Consider the following 19,217-nt stretch of genomic DNA (forward strand, 5'->3'; position numbering starts at 1 on the left):
GCACCCGCCCCCGGTCGGCCGTCGGCTGTCGGTGGGCCTGTCCACGCTCGCTCGGCCGGGCGGCGGACGGAACGGTCGCCTCCGTCGTGGTCGTCGGCGGTTTCCGGCCGCACCCGTATTGGCGGGTGACCGCCGCCGCGCCGCGGCTGAACCCCGGTCGACGGAGGCCACGTAGAGCGGGACGGAACGGGACGGGGGAGGAACACGGGATGGATGCGGACGGCGCCGAGGTGCGGGCGTACATCGCGGCCCTGGTGCGGATGGGCGCGCCGGAGGTGCCGGGGCCGCCCGCGCCGGCGGTGCCGGGGGGCACCGCGGTCGAGGTGACGGCCGTCGCCCGGCGGCTGGCGCTGCGGGCACTGCCCGAGCGGCAGCGGCGGCCGGAGCCGACGCCGGGGCTGCTGGCCGTGGCGAGGTCGCTGGTGGTGGACGTGCACCCGTCCGCGCCGGGGTGGACGACGGCCGAGCGGGAACGGCTGGCGGGGTGGGTCGCGGTGCTGATCGAGCACCGGGGCGAGGACGGCGTCCAGGAGCTGGTGCGGGAGCTCGACGAGGGCTGAGCGGTGGCACCCGGCGGCGGGCCCGGTGCCCGCAGGCCGGGGCGTTGGCGGATCGTTGGCGGGTCCTTGGCGGCGCCCGGCAGGCTGCTGTCCGCCCGCCACGGGGGACGTACGGCGGAAGCCCCTGCCATGTGCCCTTGCCCGACCTGAGAGGTAGCGCGTGCCGAAGCCGCCAGTCGCCCAGCCCACGCCCGTCGTCCAGCCGCCCGTCGGCCCGTCGGCCGCCGTGGCGGCGACACCCGAGCCGGGCCCGGCCCGACCGACCCTCGACCCCGACACCCTGGCCGAGATCCACCGGCTGCACGGTGGCTACCTGCTGCGGGCCCTGCTGCGGGCCACCGGCGGTGACCGGGGCAAGGCGGAGGACATCCTGCAGGAGACCCTGCTGCGGGCCTGGCAGCACCCGGAGGCGCTGACCAAAGGCCCCGAGCAGAGCCGCCCCTGGCTGTTCACGGTGGCCCGGCGGATCGCGATCGACCACTACCGGATGGCCGCCGCCCGCGCCAAGGAGGTGATCGGCGAGCCGCTGGAGGACCGGCCGCTCGCCGAGGACCCGTACGAGCAGGTGGTGGTCGCCCGGGACATCGCCCTGGCGCTGCGACGGGTGCAGAGGCACCACCGTGAGGTGCTGGTCGAGCTGCACCTGAAGGACCGCTCGGTGCAGGAGGCTTCGGCCAGGCTGGGAGTGCCGCCGGGGACGGTCAAGTCCCGGAACTTCTACGCGATCCGGGCGCTGCGGCCGGTCCTGGCGGCGGAGCACGGGTACGCGCCGGCCAGCCGGTGACTCCCGGCCGGGCGGCAACCTTCCCGTCCGGGTCCCGCCGTGGTGTCGGCGGCGAGGCCGGTCCGGGGCGGCGGCGCGGGGGTCAGATCCCGGTGTCAGGTCCGGGGGTCAGATCCGGGTGTCCTCGACCACCGGAACGCCCTGGGCGTCGCCGTCCTGCGGCGCGAAGGCGGTGCGCGGCGCGGCGGCCGGCTTCTTCCCGCAGAAGGCCGGCTCCAGCGCGCTCATCAGACCCTGGGTCACCGTGCCGTTGTTGGAAGCGTTGGCGAACACGACCACGCTGCGCTTCCCGTCCGGGGTGGTGAAGGACTGGGTCTGGTAGCCCTGGACGATGCCGCCGTGCCCGTACACGTCGCCGCAGGAGAGCGAGATGCGGCGCAGCCCGAGCCCGTAGCTGATCTTCGCGGTGGGCGTCGGCAGCGCGGCCTCCATCTGCTGCAGCGAGGCGTCCGAGATGAGCCCGCCGTTGCTGCCGGCCATCAGCGCGGTGAGGAAGCGGTCGAGGTCCCCGGCGGAGGAGATGACCCCACCGGCGCTCCACAGCCAGGAGGCGGTCTGCTCGGTGGAGTCCAGCAGCGGCTTGGCGCGGTCGTCGTTGGTGAGGTAGCCGGTGACGTGCGCGCCCTTGATCCGCTGGTCGGGCACGACGAAGGAGGTCTTCTTCAGGCCCAGCGGCTCGATGATCCGCTCGCGCAGCACGTCCGCGTACGGGCGGCCGGTGAGGTGCTCGACGGCGAGGCCCATCAGCACGAAGTCGGTGTTGGAGTAGGAGTAGCGGCTGCCCGGGGTGTACTGCTGGCCGTGCTTGACGGACATCGCGACCAGGTCGGCCGGCTGGTACACGTTGGTGCGGATGCGGGCCTCGAAGGCGCTGGTGGTCTCCTCGCCCGGCTGTTCCAGCAGGTCGTTGGTGTGGTCGTAGACGCCCGCACGGTGCTCCATCACCTGACGGCCCGTCATGGTCCAACTCTCCGGGAGGGTGCCGGCCGGCAGGTAGTCGCGCAGCGGCTTGTCGAGGTCGATCCGGCCCTCCTCCGCCAGCTGCATCACGAGAACGGCCGCGAACATCTTGCTGTTGCTGCCGACCCGGAACCTCCACGAGGAGTTCATCGGGGTCCCGTCCAGGTTGGCCTGGCCGACGGACAGGGAGCGCGTCCTCTCGTCCTCGTCGTGGTCGCGGATGACCGCGAAGGCGCCCGGGGCGCCCGCACCCGTGGTGGCCTGAAGTGCGCCGAGCACCCCGGCGGTGTCCGGGACGGGCAGCGCGGCGCCGTCCCGGTCGGCGGCCAGGGCCGGTACGGTTCCGGTCGCCGCCAGGACGGCAGCGGCGGCGGCCACCGCGAGGGGGCGCAGCAGGCTGGTCTTCGCCATGTTCCTCGGTCCTCTCGTGAACTGACGCGGCGTCCGGTCGCGCCGCTCGAAGATCACTATCACCGGTCCGGGCGGCCGATGGCAACGTGAACCGGACCGCCCGCATCGTCCGTTATGGGCCCGGTTTGGCATGTGCACCATTCGTTTCCCGGCCTGGGGGCAAGGTTTTACCCGCCGTCATCTACCCGCGTTGACTGCCGCGCAGTCATGCTGTTCGGGCGCTTCGTTCGCCTTCCGGTGCGATGCACCGGCCCCCTCGCATCCCCTCGCTCCCCTCACTGACCATGGAGTCCCCCATGTCCCTGGCCACCCTCGCGCGCCGTGCCGGCGCCCTGCTGCTCGCCGGCGCCGGTCTGATATCCGCCACCGGCACCGCCCACGCCGCCGGCACGTACACCGCGGTCGTCTTCCCCGACCAGGACCACTCGGTGGTCTACAACCTGATCAACTCGGCGACCAAGACCGTCGACGTCACCATGTACGAGCTGCGCGACACGACGGCCGTCAACGACCTGATCGCCCGTCAGCGGGCGGGCGTCAAGGTCCGGGTGATCCTGGACGGCCAGCACACCTCGGTCAACGGCTCCGCCTACAGCGCGCTGAAGGCCGCCGGCGTGGGCGTGACGTACTCCTCCTCGGCGTTCGTCTACACCCACCAGAAGACCGTCACCGTGGACGGCGCCAAGTCCCTGATCCTGACCGGGAACCTGGACGCCACCTACTACTCCAGCAGCCGCGACTACGGCGTCTTCGACACCGACGCCAACGACGTCAACGCGATCGAGCAGGTCTTCGCCGCGGACTACGCCAAGACCTCGATCACCCCCTCCGACGGCGACAACCTGGTCTGGTCGCCCACCGACTCGCAGGACCGCCTGCTGGCGGTGATCAACAGCGCGCGGACCTCGCTGGACGTCGAGGAGCTGGAGTTCGGCGACCAGGCTCTGGTGGACGCGATCACCGCCGCCGCCAACCGCGGCGTCACCGTGCGGGTCGTCGGCATGAACCCGAGCTCGTACGGCTCCTACTTCGACCAGGTCACCACGGCCGGTGCCCAGGTCGTCACCTACTCCTCCACCACCGGCCTGTACATCCACGCCAAGGCCATCGTCGCCGACTACGGCACCCCCTCGGCCAAGGTGTTCGCCGGCTCGGAGAACTTCTCCGACAACTCGCTGAACAGCAACCGCGAGCTGGGTCTGATCGTCTCGGACTCCGGGGTGCTCAACACCGTCGAGACGACCTTCAACACCGACTTCGCCAACGGCGCCCCGTACTAGGCCGTTCGCGAGAGCACGACAGTCCGTCACCTCCCCCGAGCCGGGCGGCCCTTCGGGGCCGCCCTCCACCCGAGGATTCGTCATGACTTCGTCCGCGAAGATCCCGAACGACGCCCTGTTGAACGACGCCCCGCTGAACGACGCCCCCCAGGCCGGCGCCCCCCGCCGCCGCTCCCGCCGCACCGCGACCGCGCTCGGCTCGGCCGCCGCCCTGGTCGCCGCCTCCGCCGGCCTCTGGGCGGCGACCGCCACCACCGCGCAGGCCGCCGCGCTGCCCACGCCCGACCACATCGTCGTCGTGGTGATGGAGAACCACTCCTACAGCCAGATCATCGGCAGCAGCAGCGCGCCGTACATCAACAACACCCTGAGGGCGGGCGGCGCCAACCTCACTCAGTCCTTCGCCATCACCCACCCCAGCGAGCCGAACTACTACGCCCTGTTCTCCGGCTCCACCCAGGGCAGGGTCGACGACAGCTGTGTGAGCGTCGGCGGGTTCCAGGCCCCGAACCTGGCCTCCGAGGTGGCCGCCGCCGGGAAGACCTGGGCCAGCTACAACGAGTCCCTGCCCAGCCAGGGAAGCACGGTCTGCAGCAGCGGCAACTACGCGCAGAAGCACAACCCCTGGTTCGGCTTCGGCAACGTCCCGCTGAACACCGCCATGACCTTCGCGCAGTTCCCGACCGACTACACCACCCTGCCGAACGTCTCCTTCGTGGTGCCGAACCTGTGCAGTGACATGCACGACTGCTCGGTCAAGACGGGTGACACCTGGATCCAGAACAACCTGGGCGCGTACGCCACCTGGGCGCAGAGCCACAACAGCCTGCTGATCGTCACCTTCGACGAGGACAACAGCCTGTCCGGCAACCGGATCCCGACCGTGGTCTACGGCGCCCACGTCGCCCCGGGCAGCAGATCGGCCGCCACCTACAACCACTACAACGTGCTGCGCACCCTGGAGGACCTCTCCGGGGCGAGCGGCCACGCGGGCAACGCGGCGAACGCCACGGACATCACCGGCATCTGGAACTGACCTTCCAGTCCTAGGAGTTGACCCGGACCGGCGGCTGCTCGACGGCCGCCGGTGCCGGCGCGTCCCGGTCGGCGCCGAGCCGGCGCACCCCCGGCACCGCCGCCGTGCCCGCGCACACCGCGGTCACCAGCGCGGCCGCGGCCAGCAGCGGCACCCGGCTGCCCCAGGCGTCGGCGGCCAGCGGTGCCAGCACGTACCCGAGCGGTGCGGCGGCCAGCGAGAGCAGCCAGTCGTAGGAGGTGACCCGGGCCAGCACCCGGGCCGGGAAGTCCTGCTGGACCACCGTCTCCCAGACCGGGTTGAGGAAGCCCAGCCCGGCCATCGCCACCCCGTACGCGGTCACCGTCACCGGCGCGGGCGCCGGGACGGCGAGCGCCAGCAGCGGCAGCCCGTACAGGGCGAGGGCGAGGTTGCCGACCAGCACCGGGCGCCGGGGCCGGACCCGCCCGGCGATCAGCGAGCCCAGCAGCAGGCCGACCGCCCCGGCCTGGGTGATCGCCACCCAGGCGCCGTCCCCGCCCAGGCGGGTGGCGGCGATCAGCGGGCCCAGGGTGAGCGCGACGGCGCTCGCGCCGTTCCACACCCCGTGGGCGATCAGACTGGTCCAGTACCAGTCCCGGGAGCGCACCTCGCTCCAGCCCTCGGCGAGGTCCCGGCGCAGCGAGCGCGACCCGGCGGGTACGTGGGCGACGGTGATCCGGGTGAGCAGGGCGGCGCTCAGCAGGAAGGAGACGCCGTCCAGGACGAAGGCCCAGCCCGGCCCGGCGGTGTACACCAGCACCCCGGCGAGCGCCGGGCCGCCGAGCCGGGCGGCGCTGGTGGCCGAGCCGAGCAGGGCGTTGGCGCGCAGCCGGTGCTCGCCCGGGACGGTGCCGGTGACCAGCGGCGAGGTGGTCGGCATGGCGAAGGCGGAGGCGGCGCCGCCGATCGCCTCGGCGACCGCGATGTGGGCGAGGCTGGGGCGGCCCCCGAGGAGTTCGAGGCCGACCAGCAGCTGGGTGGCGGCGCGCAGCAGGTCGGTGGTGAGCGCGACCAGGCGCGGGTTGAGGCGGTCGCCGACCACTCCGCCGAAGGGCAGCAGGAGCAGCCTCGGCACCATCGCGCAGCCCAGGACGAGGGCGAGCGCCCCGGAGGAGCCGGTGGCGCGGGTGATGGCGATGGCCAGGGCGGCGGGCACGACGGCGTCGCCGAGGGTGGAGACCGTCCGGCCGAGGAAGAGCAGGCGGAAGCCGGGTAGGCGCAAGGGGTGTTGGGGCATGCGCGGCACTGTATTTCGGTGCCGAAGTTTTGGCAACGAATATTTTGGCAGCGAATATTTCGACAACGACAGGTCTGGCCCTTTGTAGACTCCTCCCATGCCCGAGCACCCTCCCCAGCAGCCGCCCCCGTCCCCGGCCCGCGACTGGACGGACGGCCACCTCGACCGCTGGCTGCCGGTGCTGTCCGAGCTCGACCCGGACATCGAGGGCGCGGTGACCCGGATGCAGCGCCTCACCCGCCACCTCGGGCGCGTTCGCGAACAGGGCGTCGCCGACTACGGCCTGCACAAGCACGAGTTCGACACCCTTCACGTGCTGGCCGGCCGCGGCGGCCACGCCGCCCCCTCCGACCTGCGCGCCGACCTCAACCTCGCCCCCGCCTCCGTCACCGGCCGCCTGGAGACCCTGGAACGCCGCGGCTTCATCGTTCGCACCCCGTCGACGGAGGACCGCCGGAAGGTCGACATCGTGCTGACGGAGGCCGGCCGCGCCGCCTGGCACGAGGCCCTGGACGTGGTCGGCCGCGAGGAGCACCGGCTGCTGGGCGTGCTGACCGAGGAGGAGCGGCGGACGCTGTCGGACCTGCTGCGGAAGGTGATGCTGCTCCAGGAGGTCACGGAGGGGTAGTGCTGCGCGGGTCGACCGGCGAGGCACCCGCCTGGTATCGATAGGGGCGTGCGATTCGAACTAGTGCCGATGCCGGACGGGGTGGGGGCGCGCCCCAAGGACGGGCGAGGATACCCGGTGCCGGCGATCACGCCGTGGCAGGACGGGCAGCCGCAGTTCGCGCTCACGGACTACGGGCGCAGCGCCGACTGCGCGCTGGAGCGCCGGTGCTCGGTGTGCGGCGAGTTGATGGCGCGCGGACCGGTCTGGCGGGTGGTCGGCGCGGCCGAGAGCGCCGCGATCGCCGAGGCGATCGCGGCGGGGCGGCCGTACCGCAACCTCGCGCCGACGATGGAGGGCCCGGGCCACCGCTCCTGCATGCTGTACGCGTCGATGGTCTGCCCGTACCTGGCAAGGCCCAACGCCCGACGGAAGGTGACCGCCGGGCCCACCGCGGACGGGGTGACCTCGGCCGCCGTCCGCGGTGCGGCGCGCGGCGGGACGGGAGCGGTGGTCGGGTTCGGTGACTACGAGTATGCGGTCACCGAGACCCGGGTGCTGTTCCGCTTCCTCGACGTGGTCGAGTTCCTGCCGCACGAGTCGGCCGACGAGCACCTGGCCGAGCTGCGCGCCGAGCTGGCCCGGGCGACCGGGGCTCAGGGCCGGTAGGAGGGCAGGCCCTTGATGGTGGAGACCTGGGTCGGCGCCGCCGAGCCGTCGGCCGGCAGGGTGCTGACGCCGTCCGGGGTGCGGGCCGCGACGGTCTTGCCGTCGGGGGACCACGCGGGCTCGGTGTAGTCCGTGGTGGCCGAGGGGGTGAGGTCCTTCTCGGTCTTCTGGTCGTACGCGGTGGCGCGGGTGAACAGGTGGTCGTGCCCGTTCACCGAGCGGACGAAGACGAGGTGCTCGCCGTCCGGGGACAGGGCCGGCTGCGAGCCCTTGGCCATCTCCCCGGTCGAGGGCCGGATGTAGTCGTCGTAGATGTACACCTCGTTCGCCGGGGTGTTGGCGTACGCGATCTCGCCGTGCTTGCCGCCCGCGCTGGGCCAGGTGTTGCCGGTCGTCGGCGGCTGCGGGATGCCGCTGTCGGTGCCGCCCTCGGAGCTGCTCGGGGTGAGCACCTGGGGGGTGCCGCCCTTGGCGGGGACGGTCTCCAGCTGCAGCGTGCCGCCCTTGCTGGACGCGAACACGATGTTGTTGAAGCGGTCGGTCTCGTTGGGCACCGCGCCGTCGCTCGGCCCCTTGTCGGCGTGCTGCCAGGTCGGGTGGGACCAGGTCTCGCCGCTGGGCGCCTTGGCGAGGGGCGCCTTGCCGCTGCCGTCCGGGTTGGCGGTCATCAGATCGCCGTCGCCGTTGACGAAGACGACCTTCTTGCCGTCGGGGGACCACGCGAGGTCGCGGACCACCGTGCCGAAGTCGACGGTGGTGCCGTTCATCGCGACGGTCTTGGTGCCCGTGCTGATGACCAGGTGGTTGGCCGCGGAGGTGCCGTTGATCTCCTTGCCGCCCGGCGCGGGGCTGCCGGAGTGCGACCCGCCGCCCGGCGCCGCCGTCCCCGGGGCCGCCGTCCCCGGGGCTGCCGTACCGGGCGCGCTGGGGGCGGCGGTGGAGGCGGGGTCGCTGTTGTCGGGGCCGCAGGCGGAGAGCAGGACGGCTCCGACGGTCGTCATCAGAGCGATCGCGGCGGCGCTGCCGAATCTGTTGCGCACGGACATTTCCAGGTCCCCCTCGGGTGTTGCTGTTCGCTTCCGACAAGGAGGTTCCCAGTCCCGGGTCAGCGCCCGATGCCCGCCGTGTCACAGGCGTGGAACAGAGTGGCCCGACGGCCCGGGCCGCTCAGAGACCGAGCTCGGTCAGACCCGGGTGGTCGTCGGGGCGGCGGCCGAGTGGCCAGTGGAGGAGCCGCTCGGCGGCGGTGATCGGCAGGTCGTTGATCGAGGCGAGCCGACGGGCCATCAGGCCGTCGCCGTCGAACTCCCAGTTCTCGTTGCCGTACGAGCGGTACCACTGCCCGCTGTCGTCGTGCCACTCGTAGGCGAAGCGGACGGCGATGCGGGCGCCGTCGTACGCCCACAGCTCCTTGACGAGGCGGTAGTCGAGTTCGCGCCGCCACTTGCGGGTGAGGAAATCGGCGATCGCCTCGCGGCCGATCAGGAACTCGGCGCGGTTGCGCCACCGGCTGTCGGGTGTGTAGGCGAGCGCGATGCGCTGGGGGTCGCGGGTGTTCCAGGCGTCCTCGGCGGCCCGGACCTTGCGGTGGGCGGTCTCCTCGGTGAACGGGGGCAGGGGAGGGCGCTGTTCGGTCATCGGTCCGGCTCCTTGAGAGCGGTCGTTCCGTCGGCGAGAACGATCGTTCTCGCTTCTCGGGCTACCCTAGGAGAACAATCGTTCTCGCGCAAAGGGCACGGCAGATGGAGCAGGAAGACCCGCGGACCCGCATCCTCGACGCGGCGGAGGAGCTGTTCTACGGACAGGGCGTCCAGGCGGTCGGCATGGACGCCGTCCGGGCCGCCTCCGGGATGACGCTGCGCCGCGTCTACCAGCACTTCCCGTCCAAGAACGAGCTGGTCGAGGCCTATCTGCGGCGCCGGGACGGGCGGTGGCGGGCGAGCCTCGCCGTCCACGTCGCCGGGGCCGGCGGCACCCCCCGGGACCAGGTGCTCGCGGTCTTCGACTGGCTCGGCCGATGGTTCGCCGAGCCGGGCTTCCGCGGCTGCGCCTTCGTGAACGCCTTCGGCGAACTGGGCGCCACCACCCCCGCCGTCGCGGCGGCGGCCCGCCACCACAAGGAGGAGTTCGCCGGCTACCTGGCCGGACTGGTCGAGGCCGCCGGCGCCCCGCCCGCGACCGCCGCCCACCTCGCGCTGCTCGCCGAGGGGGCCATCACCACCGCGGCGATCCACGGCGACCCGGGCGCCGCCGCCGACGCGAAGGAGGCCGCCCGGCTGCTCCTGGACGGCTCCCTGGATGGCGGTATGGACGGCGGTCTGGGCGGCGCCCGACCGTGAGGGGTCCGGTCGGGCGCCGTCAGGCTCGGGACGTCAGCAGCCGCTCAGGCCCTTGAAGTGTCCGAACTGAAAGCCGAGCCTGCTGGTCACGGTCTGGCCCGGCTGGATCGTGTAACACGTCGGGTCGACTCGATCGGTGTAGGCGACCTGGACGCGCTGCCGGGTGGCGCAGTTGTTGGTGACGTCCACCCAGACGGTGCCCATGGCCGTCTCCTGGGCCTGGACGCAGCCGGGCACGGCCGTGGCGGCCGTCGAGCCGGCGGTCGCCGCGCCGGCCACCCCCTGGCCGGCCGTCACCAGGGCCAGTCCACCCAGGGCCGCGCCCGCGGCACTCATGATTCGGCGCATTCTCGCTCCTTTCGATCACGGGAATTCGCGGCGAATGTGCTCGGTCGCCGCGCTGTTCATTGAACGTCGGGAGCGGTCCGCGCGGGTGTGCTCAGCTGTGCTGTTGGCACGTTCCTGCACGGAGGATCAATTCCTGCGTCATTGCCTTGCCTTGTCCGGTCATTGACGTTTCGGCGGAACGGAGCCGGGGGCCGGGCCCCGCACTCCCGGACCCCGGGGCGGGGGCTCAGTCGATGGCGTGGCCGGAGCCGAAGGCGGTGGTGCTGAACGGGCCCCTCCCGTCCCACTGGTCCCTCGTTTATCGCCCGTTGATCGCCTCCGCCTAGCGTCGGACGCATGGACGACAGGACGGCCGAGTGGCCGGGGGTGGCGCCCGAGGGGCGTTTGACGGAGCAGGACGCCGAGCGGTTCCGGCAGTTGCTGGCCGGGCTGGAGAGCTCGCTGGCGGCGGACCGGGAGACGGTGGGGCGTGATGCCTGAGGCCGCCGAGCTGCGGCCGGTGGTGGTGCTGCCGCTCTGGCGAAGAGCCGAGCAGCGTGAGGACGCGGACCGGCCCGGGGTGCTGCGGGGGCACCCCGGGCCGGTGGCGTCCGATCAGCTGGAGGCCGCGCCGAAGGAGAGTTGACGGAGAATCAGCAGTCGCAGCCGCAGTCGCATCCGTCACAACCGCAACTGTCGCACCCGCAGTCCTCGCAGCATTCGCACCCGCAACTGCAGCAGTCGCAGCAGTCCAGGTCGCCGCAGTCACAGCAGTCGTGCCGCTCGCAGAAGCCCTTGCGGCGCTCGCGGCTGAACGGGTCGTTGTGCTCGCAGCAGAGCAGCTGGCAGGTGCAGGCCATCAGCGCCCAGACCGCGCACCCGGCGAGCAGGTTGCGCGGGTGCGGCGGCTTGCCGCCGGGCGGGGTGAAGCCGGGGCCCTGCGGCACCCACGGGGGGATCGGCGCCTGGTTCGGGTCCTGGCCGGGGTACGGCCCGCCCGGGTACCCGGGCGGCACCTGACGCGGCGGCGCGTCCTGCGGGTGCTCGCCGGTGGCACCGTGCTCGCCGTGGGCGCCGCGCCGGCAGCCCGCCCCGTGCGCGGCCGGGCCGAAGACCCGGTCGACCGCGCGCTCGGTCTCGTGCCCGAGCAGGACGTGCACCAGCGCCCGGTCGCCCAGCTCGACCTCGCGCAGCGCGAGCCGGATGCCGTGGACGGCGTCGCGGCAGAGCCGCTCGGCCTCGGCGCGGTCGGTGCCGGTGGCGGTCAGCGGATTCCAGGCGCCCGAGGCGGCGTCGGCGGCCTGGTCCTCGGCGGCGTCGAGGAGGTGGGCGAGCCGGCCGAACAGCCGTCCCGCCTCGGCGAGCGGGGCGGCGTTGCCGGGGCGCGCGGCGATCACGGCGGTGTGCGCGAAGGCGGCCGAGGTGGCGGTCTCGGTGGGCTCGGTGACCAGCAGCACCGAGCCGCCCGGCCGTAGCGAGCGCTCCAACGCGCCCTGCCGGGAGGCGGCGTCGAGCAGCACGGCGGTGTCGAAGCCGACCGTCGAGGCGCTGCCCGCGCTCTGCCGGTCCCAGCGCCGCGTCACCGCCCGGGCCCCGGCGGCCACCGGGCGGCGGGCGAACACGCCGTCCCGGTCCTCGACGTGGTCGCGGATCTTCACCGAGGCGAGCGCGAGCGAGACGGCGGCCGCCAGCCGGGCGCCCTCGCCCTTGGCGACGGAGGCGGTCCGCATGCCGCGCAGCGGGCAGGGCCCGGCGGTGCGTCGCCAGGAGGAGTCCTCCCGGGCGGCCTGGGCCTCGACCAGGACGGAGATGATCAGCCCGTCGTAGTTGGTGGCGGTGCGGGCGAGTTGTCCGTGGTCGTCGCGCAGGGCGAGGCAGAGCCCGCACAGGTGCGCCATCCAGGAGGTCTGGAGCCGTTCGGACAGTCGGTGCCTGCACGGTCTGATGATGCCGAACACGATCGTGGTCCCCCTTGCCCGATGGGCCGCTGACCGGCCACTTTGTCGGCGGACATCATATGATCACCGGCTCGCCGGGGCCGAGGGGGAGGAGGCGAGCTGCCGTCAGGCCTTCACCAGGCCCTCGAAAAGCCGGAGAAGGTGATCTCATATCCGGGATAGCATCGCGAATATGGGAATCGATACGGCCGCCGACGAGCGGCTGGCACAACGGCTCGCCGAGCTGCGGGTCGAACGCGGTTGGACGCTGGAGGAGTTGGCGCGGCAGGCGGACGTCAGCCGGTCCACGCTGTCCCGGGTGGAGCGGGCCGAGGTCAGCCCGACCGCCGCGCTGCTGGGGCGGCTCTGCGCCGTGTACGGGCGGACGATGTCCCGGCTGCTCGCCGAAGTGGAGTCCGAACCGGCCCGGCTGGTGCGCGCCGGGGAGCAGCAGGTCTGGCGCGACGAGGCGACGGGCTTCGTCCGCCGCTCGGTCTCACCGCCGCACGGCTCGCTGCGCGGGGAGATCATCGAGGGCCGGCTGCCGGCCGGCGCCGACATCGCCTACGACCGCCCCTGTCTGCCCGGGCTGGAGCACCATCTCTGGGTGTTCGAGGGGCGGTTGGAACTGACCCTGGACGGCGAGGCACAGCTGCTCGGCCCCGGCGACTGCCTGCGCTACGGCTCCGGCACCAGCCGCTTCCGCAGCCTCGGCCCGGGCGAGGCCCGCTACGCGCTCGTGGTGGTCGAACCGTGAGCGCCGCCGCCACCGGGCCGACGGGCGAGGGCCCGACAGCCGACGGCCCGATAGGTGAGGGCACGGCAGCCAAGCCGCCCAGGGAGCGCTTCGACGCCGCCGGGCGCCGCGTCCTGCTGGTCTGCGTCGCGGGCGGGTTCACCACGCTGCTCGACCAGTCCGTCCTGAACACCTCCATCCCCGCCCTGCGCGAGGCCCTGCACGCCCAGCCCGCCCACCTGCAGTGGATCGTCGCCGGGTACTCGCTCGCCTTCGGCCTCGCGCTGATCCCCGGCGGCCGGCTCGGCGACGTCAAGGGCCGCAAGTGGTTCTTCGTCACCGGACTCGCCCTGTTCACCCTGGTCAGCCTGGTCTCCGCGACCGCCACCGACCCCGGGGTGCTGATCGCCGCCCGGCTGCTCCAGGGGGCGGGCGCCGGGCTGGTCAACTCCCAGATGATCGGCACCCTCCAGGACGTCTTCGACGGCCAGCTGCGGGCCCGGGCCCTCGGCATGTACGCCGTCACCGGCAGCCTCGCCTTCGCCCTCGGCCCGCCGATCGGCGGCATGGTGCTGGCCGCGGCCGGCCCCGAACTCGGCTGGCGGCTGACCTTCCTGCTGAACGTCCCGTTCGGCGTGGCCACCGTCGCCCTGGCCGCGCGCCACCTGCCCAGGCCCCGCCCGGCCGCCCGGCACGCCGATCTCGACCTGGTCGGCCTGCTGCTGGTCGGCGCGCTCACCCTCGCCCTGATGGTGCCCTTCGTCCAGCCGCCCGGCTGGACCGGCTGGCTCGGCTTCACGGCCGCCGCCCTGCTGCTGCTCGGCACGCTCGCCTGGTGGCAGCGCCGCTACGCCGGACGCGGCGGGCACCCGCTGATCCACCCGGCGCTCACCCGCTCCGCGCCGTACGCGCTCGGCACGGCCACCGCGATGGCCCAGTTCGGCTCCTCGCTGGCCGCCTCGCTCGTCCTCACCATGTTCCTCCAGGACGGCCTGGGCCTGTCCCCGCTGGGCGCCGCCCTGGTGGCGCTGCCCTCCGCGCTGGCCATGGCCACCGCCTCCGCGCTCGCCTGGCGGGTGGTGCAGCGCTTCGGCCGACGCACCATCACCATCGGCATGATCGGCTCCGCCCTGGCCATGCTGGGCAGCGGACTGGTCGCCCACTGGGCCCCGGCCGCCGTACTGCCCTGGCTGCTGGCGATGCTGCAGCTCCTCAGCGGAGCCTCGGTCGGCCTGATGGGCTCCACCAACCAGGCGTTCGTGCTGCGCCACGCGCCCGCCGAGGCGGCCGGGGTGAGCGGGGCGATCCTGCAGATGACCCAGCGGATCGCCGCCGCCGTCGCGGTCTCGGCGCTGTCCGGCGTCTACCTGCGGGCGACCGCCGGGGGCGGCGGCCACCGCTCCGCCTACCTGGCCGCCAGCGTGGTCTGCGCCGCGGTTGCCGGACTCGCCGTGCTGGCCTCGGTGTTCGCCGGCCGGGCGAGCGGGCGGGAGCAGCGTGAGCAGGAACCGGTCGCGATGAGCCGAGGGCGAACACCCGTCCGGTGAGGCTCCGTCGGCACGTACGGTGGAGGACATGTCGAAGGTACGGACGGTTGAACTCCCCGAGGTCGTGCTCGCCTACCGCGAGAGCGGACGGCCCGACGGCCCGCCGCTGGTGCTGCTGCACGCCCTCGGCGAGCGCGCCGCGGACTGGGACGTCGTGCTGCCCGACCTCGCCCCCGGCCACCACGTCTACGCGCCCGACCTGCGCGGCCACGGCGACAGCGGGCGCACCGCCGGGTACAGCCTGGAGGCGATGCGCGACGACGTCCTGGCCTTCCTCGACGCGCTCGGCCTGGGCCGGATCGACCTGGTCGGCCACTCGATGGGCGGCGCGGTCGCCTACCTGGTCGCCCAGGCGGTGCCCGAGCGGATCGACCGGCTGGTCCTGGAGGAGATCCCCGCGCTCCACCCGCGCCCGGCCAGCGGGCCGGCCGAAGGAACGGAGGAGCCGGCGCACTTCGACTGGGCGATGGTCCGGGCCGTCAAGGCACAGTTCGACACCCCCGACCCGGCCTGGCGGGAGGGGCTGACCCGGATCACCGCCCGCACCCTGGCGGTCGCGGGCGCGGGGGACAGCCACGTCCCGCAGGAGCGGATCGCCGAACTCGCCCGGCTGATCCCGGACTGCCGGCTGGTCACGATCGAGGCCGGGCACCTGGTGCACAGTGCCCGGCCGGGCGAGTTCGTCGCCGCCGTCGCGCCGTTCCTCGCCACCTGAGTCAGACGCCCTGCTCGGCGGGCAGCCGTCCGCTGTGTATCGCCGTGACCAGCTCGGCGTGGTCCGCCTCGGTGCGGTCCGCGTACGCGACGGCGAAGGCGGCGACCGCCTCGTCCAGCGCCTCGCTCTTGCCGCAGTACCCGGCCAGCAGGCCCGGGTCGGCGGTGTGGGCGTGCGCCCGGGCGAGCAGCGCGCCGGTGATCCGCGCGTAGTCGTCCAGTTGGGCCGGCAGCAGCGCGGCCGGGTCGACGCTGCCCTTGCGGTTGCGGAACTGCCGGACCTGGTACGGAAGTCCGTCGACGGTCGTCCAGCCGAGCAGGGTGTCGCTGACCACTTGCATGTGCTTCTGGCCGAGCACGACCCGCTTGCCCTCGTGCTCCTGCGGCTGTTCGCGTCGCAGGTACGGCAGCAGCGCGGACGGCCTGGCCTCCTTCACCTGCAGCACCAGCGGCTGGTCCCGGTGGTCGGTGAGCAGGACCACGTACGAGCGGGTGCCGACGCTGCCGGTGCCCACCACCCGGAACGCCACATCCTGTACCCGGTGGCGGGACAACAGGGTGCGCACCTCGGGGGCCACCGTCGCCACGTACGGGCCGAGCGCCTCGGCCACCGCGCGGGCGGTCGCGTCGGTCACCTCGGTGAGCACCGGGGGCGCGGCGGTGAACCGCCAACCGCCGTCCGCCGTACGGGTGGTGCTGCGGGCGGCGAACCGGGCGCTGGTGTTGCCGAGCGCCTTCGCGCCGACCTTCTGCAGCACGTCGGCGAGGTCGTGCGCCTCGGCGAAGGACACCAACTGCTCGTCCGCCACGGCGTTCCAGGCGTCCAGCGCGGGCAGTTTGGCGAGCGTGCGCATGGTCCGGCGGTAGGAGCCCGCCGCGTGCTGGGCGGCCGCCCGGGCGGTGGTCTCGCTCGCCCCGGTCTCCCGGCCGGCCAGCACCAGGCTGGTCGCGAGGCGCTTGAGGTCCCACTCCCAGGGGCCGGGCACGGTCTCGTCGAAGTCGTTGATGTCCATCACGAGTCGGCCGCGTGCGTCGCCGTACAGCCCGAAGTTCGCCGCGTGGGCGTCCCCGCACAGCTGCGCGTCCACCCCGGTCACGGGGGCGCCCGCGAGGTCGGCGGCCATCAGCCCGGCCGACCCGCGCAGGAACGCGAACGGCGTGGCGGCCATCCGGCCCACTCTGATCGGCACCAGCCCCGGGATCCGGCCCGCGTTGGACGCCTCCAGCGCGGCCACGGCGGTCGGCCGGTCGGTGGCGGCCGCGAACTCCGCATGCCGCTCCCGGGGGACCCGTTGCCGCAGTGCCTTCCCGCGCTCCCGTGCCCGCTGGGCCCGGCCGTCCGGCCCGGCCGCGAACCCGTCCACCGTGAACTGCCGTCGCGCCTTGGTGTCTTCGCCGTCTGTCACTGCTCCCCGCCCGTACGTTCCGTTCGAATCGTGCCCGTGACCTGCACGGATCATCCCATCGGGGGGAGTGACGTCCGGCGCGGCGCGGTGGTTCCTGAACGATGGTTCCTGATTGGCGCTTCCTGAACGGTGGTTGTTGAACGGCGGCTGCTGAACGGTGCTTCCGGAACGGGGGCGCGGCGGCCGGAGGGCCCCGGGGCGTAGCGTGGGGCAGGTGGATGATCTTCGGAGGGGGCTGGCCCGACGCGTTCCGGCCGCGGCGGCCGCCGCGCTGACAGTGGCCGCGGGCCTGGGCGTGCGCGCCGCACTGGACGGCGACATCGCCAAGTACGCCGGTGACGCGCTCTACACGGTGCTGGTGTACGTCCTGGTGGTGCTGGTCGCGCCGAGCGTGCGCCCGGTGCGGGCGGCGGCACTGGCGTCAGCGGTGAGCTGGGCGGTGGAGCTGTTCCAGGCCACCGGGCTGCCGGACGCCTGGGCCCGGCGCAGTGCGCTGGTCCACCTGGTGCTCGGGTCGACGTTCAATCCGCCGGACCTCGCCTGGTACCTGGTCGGCGCGGCCGGCGCCGCCCTGCTGCACCGGGTGCTGCGGGCCGGTCACGCCACAGCACCCGGTGTCAGGAATTGACGGACCGTCAGAGCGGCAGCAGCTCCGGCCGCTTGGGCTCGACGTGGTCGCCCGAGGACTCGCCGCGCAGTCGGCGTCCGACCCACGGGAGCAGGTACTCGCGGGCCCACTGGATGTCCGCCCGCCGCTGGTCGGCCGGGGACAGGACCGGTGCGGCCGGCCACGGGTCCTCCGGGTCCTGCGCGGTGGCCAGGCCCAGCGAGCGGGCGGCCAGCAGGGCGACCCGCTGGTGGCCCTCGGGGGAGAGGTGCAACCGGTCCTCGCTCCAGGCGCGGCGGTCCTGCACGGCGCGCAGGGACCACAGGTCGGCCACCTTGCAGCCGTAGCGGTCGGCGACCGCCCGCATGTGCCCGTTGTAGGTGGCGATCTTGCCGCGCAGGTGCTTGAGCAGCGGCACGTCCTTGGTGTCGAAGCCGGTGCAGATCAGCACCGTCCCGGCGGATTCGGCGAGTTGGGCGACGGCGGCCTCGAAGCGCTCGGCCACCTCGTCCGGGTCGCTGCCGGGCCGCAGGATGTCGTTGCCGCCTGCGCAGAAGGTGACCAGGTCGGGCCGGAGCCGGCGGACCTGCGGCACCTGCTCGGCCGCGATCTGGTCCAGCAGTCGCCCGCGCACCGCCAGGTTCGCGTAGCGGAACCCGCCCGGCGGTCGCCCGTCGGCGAGCATCCCGGCCAGGCGGTCCGCCCAGCCGGTGAAGGCGTCGCCCGCACCGGGGTCGTTCAGGCCCTCGGTGAAGCTGTCCCCGAGGGCGACATACGAACTGAGGTCAAGGGTCTCCTGGAGGTTCGGCATGAAAGAGATAGTTCACCGAATCAAGTGACCTACGCCACCGTAGGTGACCGTGTGGGCACGTGAGATGGGCCACGTAGCCTCAGGACCCACCCGCGCCCCCGCAGAGCGGCGCAGTCTGAAAACCACAAGATCCTTGCCTCCTTTCCGTTTTGGGGGCGAACGGACGATGCTCGAGGTGTGCGGCCGACCCGGCCGCCGTCCTTCCAGGGGGAAGCCTGCCGTGAATCGCTCCGAGAACCCGACCGCCGACGAAGACCCGACCGCCGACCAGAACCCGATCGCCGGCCAGAGCTGGACCATCGACGACCGCTGCACCAACTGCGACGTCGCCCGGCAGCTCGCGCCCGACCTGATCATCGAGCGCGACCGCAGGTCCGAACTGATCCGCCAGCCGCGTGACGAGGCCGAGCGGCGGCAGCTGCTCGCCGCCGCCCACGCCTGCCCGACCCGCTCGATCCGGCAGGGCAACGGCCGGCTCGACCCGGCCACCGACCCGTTCCCGCTCACCCTGGACGACGGGGTGCTGCTGCTCGGCCACAACTCCCGGCGCAACGCGGGCGCCAACTCCTACCTCTGCCGTCGCCCGGGTGGTTGGGTGATGATCGACACGCCCCGTTTCAGCGAGGGCCTCGCCGCCCGCTACGAGGCGCTCGGCCCGGTCACCGACATCCTGCTCACCCACCGCGACCACGCCGTGCACGGACGTGCGTACGCCGACCGGCTGGGCGCCCGGCTCTGGATCCACGAGGGCGACCTCGAGTCCGCGCCCGACGCCGACCGGGTGCTGCGCGGCATCGAGCCGGTGGAGATCTCCCCGGGCCTGGTCGCCCACCCCTTCCCCGGCCACACCCTCGGCAGCGTGCTGTACGTCGCCGACGAGCGCTACTGCTTCAGCGGCGACAGCCTGTACTGGTCCCGCACCCACCAGGACATCGAGGTGCAGGAGGCGGTGACCTGGTACTCGATCGAGGAGCAGTCCGCCTCGCTGGACCGCAGCCTGGGCGCGCTGCGCTTCGAGTGGCTGCTGCCCGGCCACGGCGACAAGCGCCGGATGCCCGCCGAGGAGGCCGACCGCCGCCTGCGCGCCCTCGCCGTGCGGGCCCGGGCGCTGCGCACCGCGCCGGTGGACTTCGCCGCGGTGCGCTGGTAGCCGCCGGACACCAGGGCCCGTGCGCCGGGGCTCGCGCCGTGTGCGCGGGGGGTTGCGCCCGGCGGGGGCGCCCGCGCG

The 19,217-nt window shown here is 73.5% G+C and carries 22 protein-coding genes; 14 read left to right on the plus strand and 8 right to left on the minus strand.

Annotated elements, in window-relative coordinates; all coding sequences use genetic code 11:
* Window positions 1–209: 209 nt before the first annotated feature.
* Both ACFVWU_RS23270 and ACFVWU_RS23275 read left to right on the plus strand, forming a co-directional pair.
* Entirely contained in the window at window positions 210–560 is a 351-nt protein-coding gene (locus ACFVWU_RS23270) for a hypothetical protein (RefSeq protein WP_387624111.1), read from the plus strand.
* Window positions 561–720: 160 nt separating this feature from the next.
* Window positions 721–1,344: a sigma-70 family RNA polymerase sigma factor gene (locus ACFVWU_RS23275; RefSeq protein WP_387624114.1), complete on the plus strand. Its 624-nt coding sequence runs from the start codon at window positions 721–723 to the stop codon at window positions 1,342–1,344.
* Between the two features lie 108 nt (window positions 1,345–1,452).
* Here ACFVWU_RS23275 and ACFVWU_RS23280 read toward each other — a convergent pair whose 3' ends face one another.
* Window positions 1,453–2,715, minus strand: a complete 1,263-nt coding sequence (locus ACFVWU_RS23280) for a serine hydrolase domain-containing protein (RefSeq protein ID WP_387624116.1) — start codon at window positions 2,713–2,715, stop codon at window positions 1,453–1,455.
* A gap of 296 nt (window positions 2,716–3,011) precedes the next feature.
* Here ACFVWU_RS23280 and ACFVWU_RS23285 point away from each other — a divergent pair, with 296 nt between their 5' ends.
* Window positions 3,012–3,995, plus strand: coding sequence for a phosphatidylserine/phosphatidylglycerophosphate/cardiolipin synthase family protein (locus ACFVWU_RS23285; RefSeq protein WP_387624119.1), 984 nt, complete (start codon window positions 3,012–3,014; stop codon window positions 3,993–3,995).
* 82 nt (window positions 3,996–4,077) lie between these two features.
* Window positions 4,078–5,031 carry an alkaline phosphatase family protein gene (locus ACFVWU_RS23290; RefSeq protein ID WP_387624121.1) on the plus strand — a complete coding sequence of 318 codons (954 nt, stop codon included), beginning with the start codon at window positions 4,078–4,080 and terminating at the stop codon, window positions 5,029–5,031.
* Window positions 5,032–5,041: 10 nt separating this feature from the next.
* On the opposite strand, the gene ACFVWU_RS23295 is transcribed toward ACFVWU_RS23290, so the two are convergent.
* Window positions 5,042–6,289, minus strand: coding sequence for an MFS transporter (locus ACFVWU_RS23295; protein WP_387624124.1), 1,248 nt, complete (start codon window positions 6,287–6,289; stop codon window positions 5,042–5,044).
* 97 nt (window positions 6,290–6,386) lie between these two features.
* Here ACFVWU_RS23295 and ACFVWU_RS23300 point away from each other — a divergent pair, with 97 nt between their 5' ends.
* Together ACFVWU_RS23300 and ACFVWU_RS23305 are read left to right on the plus strand one after the other, a co-directional pair.
* Window positions 6,387–6,917, plus strand: a complete 531-nt coding sequence (locus ACFVWU_RS23300; protein WP_387624127.1) for a MarR family winged helix-turn-helix transcriptional regulator — start codon at window positions 6,387–6,389, stop codon at window positions 6,915–6,917.
* 48 nt (window positions 6,918–6,965) lie between these two features.
* A complete protein-coding gene (locus ACFVWU_RS23305) occupies window positions 6,966–7,565 on the plus strand; it encodes a hypothetical protein (protein ID WP_387624130.1) in 600 nt (199 codons plus the stop codon).
* On the opposite strand, the gene ACFVWU_RS23310 is transcribed toward ACFVWU_RS23305, so the two are convergent.
* Both ACFVWU_RS23310 and ACFVWU_RS23315 read right to left on the minus strand, forming a co-directional pair.
* Entirely contained in the window at window positions 7,553–8,611 is a 1,059-nt protein-coding gene (locus tag ACFVWU_RS23310) for a hypothetical protein (RefSeq protein ID WP_387624132.1), read from the minus strand. The genes ACFVWU_RS23305 and ACFVWU_RS23310 overlap by 13 nt on opposite strands.
* Window positions 8,612–8,732: 121 nt before the next feature.
* The gene (locus ACFVWU_RS23315; protein ID WP_387624135.1) at window positions 8,733–9,203 is read right to left on the minus strand and encodes a DUF1348 family protein; all 471 of its coding nucleotides are present in this window, start codon (window positions 9,201–9,203) and stop codon (window positions 8,733–8,735) included.
* Between the two features lie 104 nt (window positions 9,204–9,307).
* Between ACFVWU_RS23315 and ACFVWU_RS23320 the strand changes: the two genes are divergently transcribed.
* Complete coding sequence (locus ACFVWU_RS23320) at window positions 9,308–9,904, plus strand: TetR/AcrR family transcriptional regulator (RefSeq protein ID WP_387624138.1); 597 nt, start codon at window positions 9,308–9,310, stop codon at window positions 9,902–9,904.
* Between the two features lie 33 nt (window positions 9,905–9,937).
* On the opposite strand, the gene ACFVWU_RS23325 is transcribed toward ACFVWU_RS23320, so the two are convergent.
* A complete protein-coding gene (locus ACFVWU_RS23325) occupies window positions 9,938–10,252 on the minus strand; it encodes a hypothetical protein (protein ID WP_387624141.1) in 315 nt (104 codons plus the stop codon).
* Between the two features lie 336 nt (window positions 10,253–10,588).
* Between ACFVWU_RS23325 and ACFVWU_RS23330 the strand changes: the two genes are divergently transcribed.
* Together ACFVWU_RS23330 and ACFVWU_RS23335 are read left to right on the plus strand one after the other, a co-directional pair.
* On the plus strand, window positions 10,589–10,732 hold the full coding sequence (locus tag ACFVWU_RS23330; RefSeq protein ID WP_387624144.1) for a hypothetical protein: 144 nt from the start codon (window positions 10,589–10,591) through the stop codon (window positions 10,730–10,732).
* Window positions 10,725–10,877 carry a hypothetical protein gene (locus ACFVWU_RS23335; protein WP_387624147.1) on the plus strand — a complete coding sequence of 51 codons (153 nt, stop codon included), beginning with the start codon at window positions 10,725–10,727 and terminating at the stop codon, window positions 10,875–10,877. The genes ACFVWU_RS23330 and ACFVWU_RS23335 overlap by 8 nt, the downstream gene beginning before the upstream one ends.
* Window positions 10,878–10,884: 7 nt before the next feature.
* On the opposite strand, the gene ACFVWU_RS23340 is transcribed toward ACFVWU_RS23335, so the two are convergent.
* Complete coding sequence (locus tag ACFVWU_RS23340; protein ID WP_387624149.1) at window positions 10,885–12,189, minus strand: DUF5685 family protein; 1,305 nt, start codon at window positions 12,187–12,189, stop codon at window positions 10,885–10,887.
* 172 nt (window positions 12,190–12,361) lie between these two features.
* On the opposite strand from ACFVWU_RS23340, the gene ACFVWU_RS23345 reads away from it, so the two are divergent.
* Genes ACFVWU_RS23345 through ACFVWU_RS23355 form a run of 3 tightly spaced genes read left to right on the plus strand, consistent with a single transcriptional unit; the run spans window position 12,362 to window position 15,166 of the window.
* Window positions 12,362–12,925, plus strand: coding sequence for a helix-turn-helix domain-containing protein (locus ACFVWU_RS23345; RefSeq protein ID WP_387624151.1), 564 nt, complete (start codon window positions 12,362–12,364; stop codon window positions 12,923–12,925).
* A complete protein-coding gene (locus tag ACFVWU_RS23350) occupies window positions 12,922–14,451 on the plus strand; it encodes an MFS transporter (protein WP_387624153.1) in 1,530 nt (509 codons plus the stop codon). Before ACFVWU_RS23345 ends, ACFVWU_RS23350 begins: the two co-directional genes overlap by 4 nt.
* Window positions 14,452–14,479: 28 nt before the next feature.
* Window positions 14,480–15,166 carry an alpha/beta fold hydrolase gene (locus ACFVWU_RS23355; protein WP_387624156.1) on the plus strand — a complete coding sequence of 229 codons (687 nt, stop codon included), beginning with the start codon at window positions 14,480–14,482 and terminating at the stop codon, window positions 15,164–15,166.
* A gap of 1 nt (window position 15,167) precedes the next feature.
* On the opposite strand, the gene ACFVWU_RS23360 is transcribed toward ACFVWU_RS23355, so the two are convergent.
* Window positions 15,168–16,625, minus strand: a complete 1,458-nt coding sequence (locus ACFVWU_RS23360; RefSeq protein WP_387624159.1) for a DUF2252 domain-containing protein — start codon at window positions 16,623–16,625, stop codon at window positions 15,168–15,170.
* A gap of 160 nt (window positions 16,626–16,785) precedes the next feature.
* Between ACFVWU_RS23360 and ACFVWU_RS23365 the strand changes: the two genes are divergently transcribed.
* A complete protein-coding gene (locus tag ACFVWU_RS23365; RefSeq protein ID WP_387624161.1) occupies window positions 16,786–17,199 on the plus strand; it encodes a DUF2809 domain-containing protein in 414 nt (137 codons plus the stop codon).
* Between the two features lie 7 nt (window positions 17,200–17,206).
* On the opposite strand, the gene ACFVWU_RS23370 is transcribed toward ACFVWU_RS23365, so the two are convergent.
* Window positions 17,207–17,989 (minus strand): SGNH/GDSL hydrolase family protein, encoded by a 783-nt coding sequence (locus ACFVWU_RS23370; protein ID WP_387624164.1) that lies wholly within the window; start codon window positions 17,987–17,989, stop codon window positions 17,207–17,209.
* 277 nt (window positions 17,990–18,266) lie between these two features.
* Here ACFVWU_RS23370 and ACFVWU_RS23375 point away from each other — a divergent pair, with 277 nt between their 5' ends.
* Window positions 18,267–19,139, plus strand: a complete 873-nt coding sequence (locus ACFVWU_RS23375; RefSeq protein ID WP_387624233.1) for a 4Fe-4S domain-containing protein — start codon at window positions 18,267–18,269, stop codon at window positions 19,137–19,139.
* The last annotated feature ends 78 nt before the right edge of the window (window positions 19,140–19,217 follow it).

Origin of the sequence: Kitasatospora sp. NPDC058190 (assembly GCF_042883685.1) — a bacterium.
Lineage (GTDB): Bacteria > Actinomycetota > Actinomycetes > Streptomycetales > Streptomycetaceae > Kitasatospora.

Bases quoted from the DNA above. Each gene is read 5' to 3' on its own strand.
- ACFVWU_RS23335 (WP_387624147.1), top strand. From the start codon at position 10,725: ATGCCTGAGGCCGCCGAGCTGCGGCCGGTGGTGGTGCTGCCGCTCTGG.
- ACFVWU_RS23325 (WP_387624141.1), bottom strand. From the start codon at position 10,252: ATGCGCCGAATCATGAGTGCCGCGGGCGCGGCCCTGGGTGGACTGGCC.
- ACFVWU_RS23280 (WP_387624116.1), bottom strand. From the start codon at position 2,715: ATGGCGAAGACCAGCCTGCTGCGCCCCCTCGCGGTGGCCGCCGCCGCT.
- ACFVWU_RS23290 (WP_387624121.1), top strand. From the start codon at position 4,078: ATGACTTCGTCCGCGAAGATCCCGAACGACGCCCTGTTGAACGACGCC.
- ACFVWU_RS23360 (WP_387624159.1), bottom strand. From the start codon at position 16,625: ATGATCCGTGCAGGTCACGGGCACGATTCGAACGGAACGTACGGGCGG.
- ACFVWU_RS23355 (WP_387624156.1), top strand. From the start codon at position 14,480: ATGTCGAAGGTACGGACGGTTGAACTCCCCGAGGTCGTGCTCGCCTAC.
- ACFVWU_RS23300 (WP_387624127.1), top strand. From the start codon at position 6,387: ATGCCCGAGCACCCTCCCCAGCAGCCGCCCCCGTCCCCGGCCCGCGAC.
- ACFVWU_RS23295 (WP_387624124.1), bottom strand. From the start codon at position 6,289: ATGCCCCAACACCCCTTGCGCCTACCCGGCTTCCGCCTGCTCTTCCTC.
- ACFVWU_RS23330 (WP_387624144.1), top strand. From the start codon at position 10,589: ATGGACGACAGGACGGCCGAGTGGCCGGGGGTGGCGCCCGAGGGGCGT.
- ACFVWU_RS23315 (WP_387624135.1), bottom strand. From the start codon at position 9,203: ATGACCGAACAGCGCCCTCCCCTGCCCCCGTTCACCGAGGAGACCGCC.
- ACFVWU_RS23310 (WP_387624132.1), bottom strand. From the start codon at position 8,611: ATGTCCGTGCGCAACAGATTCGGCAGCGCCGCCGCGATCGCTCTGATG.
- ACFVWU_RS23320 (WP_387624138.1), top strand. From the start codon at position 9,308: ATGGAGCAGGAAGACCCGCGGACCCGCATCCTCGACGCGGCGGAGGAG.
- ACFVWU_RS23370 (WP_387624164.1), bottom strand. From the start codon at position 17,989: ATGCCGAACCTCCAGGAGACCCTTGACCTCAGTTCGTATGTCGCCCTC.
- ACFVWU_RS23285 (WP_387624119.1), top strand. From the start codon at position 3,012: ATGTCCCTGGCCACCCTCGCGCGCCGTGCCGGCGCCCTGCTGCTCGCC.
- ACFVWU_RS23345 (WP_387624151.1), top strand. From the start codon at position 12,362: ATGGGAATCGATACGGCCGCCGACGAGCGGCTGGCACAACGGCTCGCC.
- ACFVWU_RS23270 (WP_387624111.1), top strand. From the start codon at position 210: ATGGATGCGGACGGCGCCGAGGTGCGGGCGTACATCGCGGCCCTGGTG.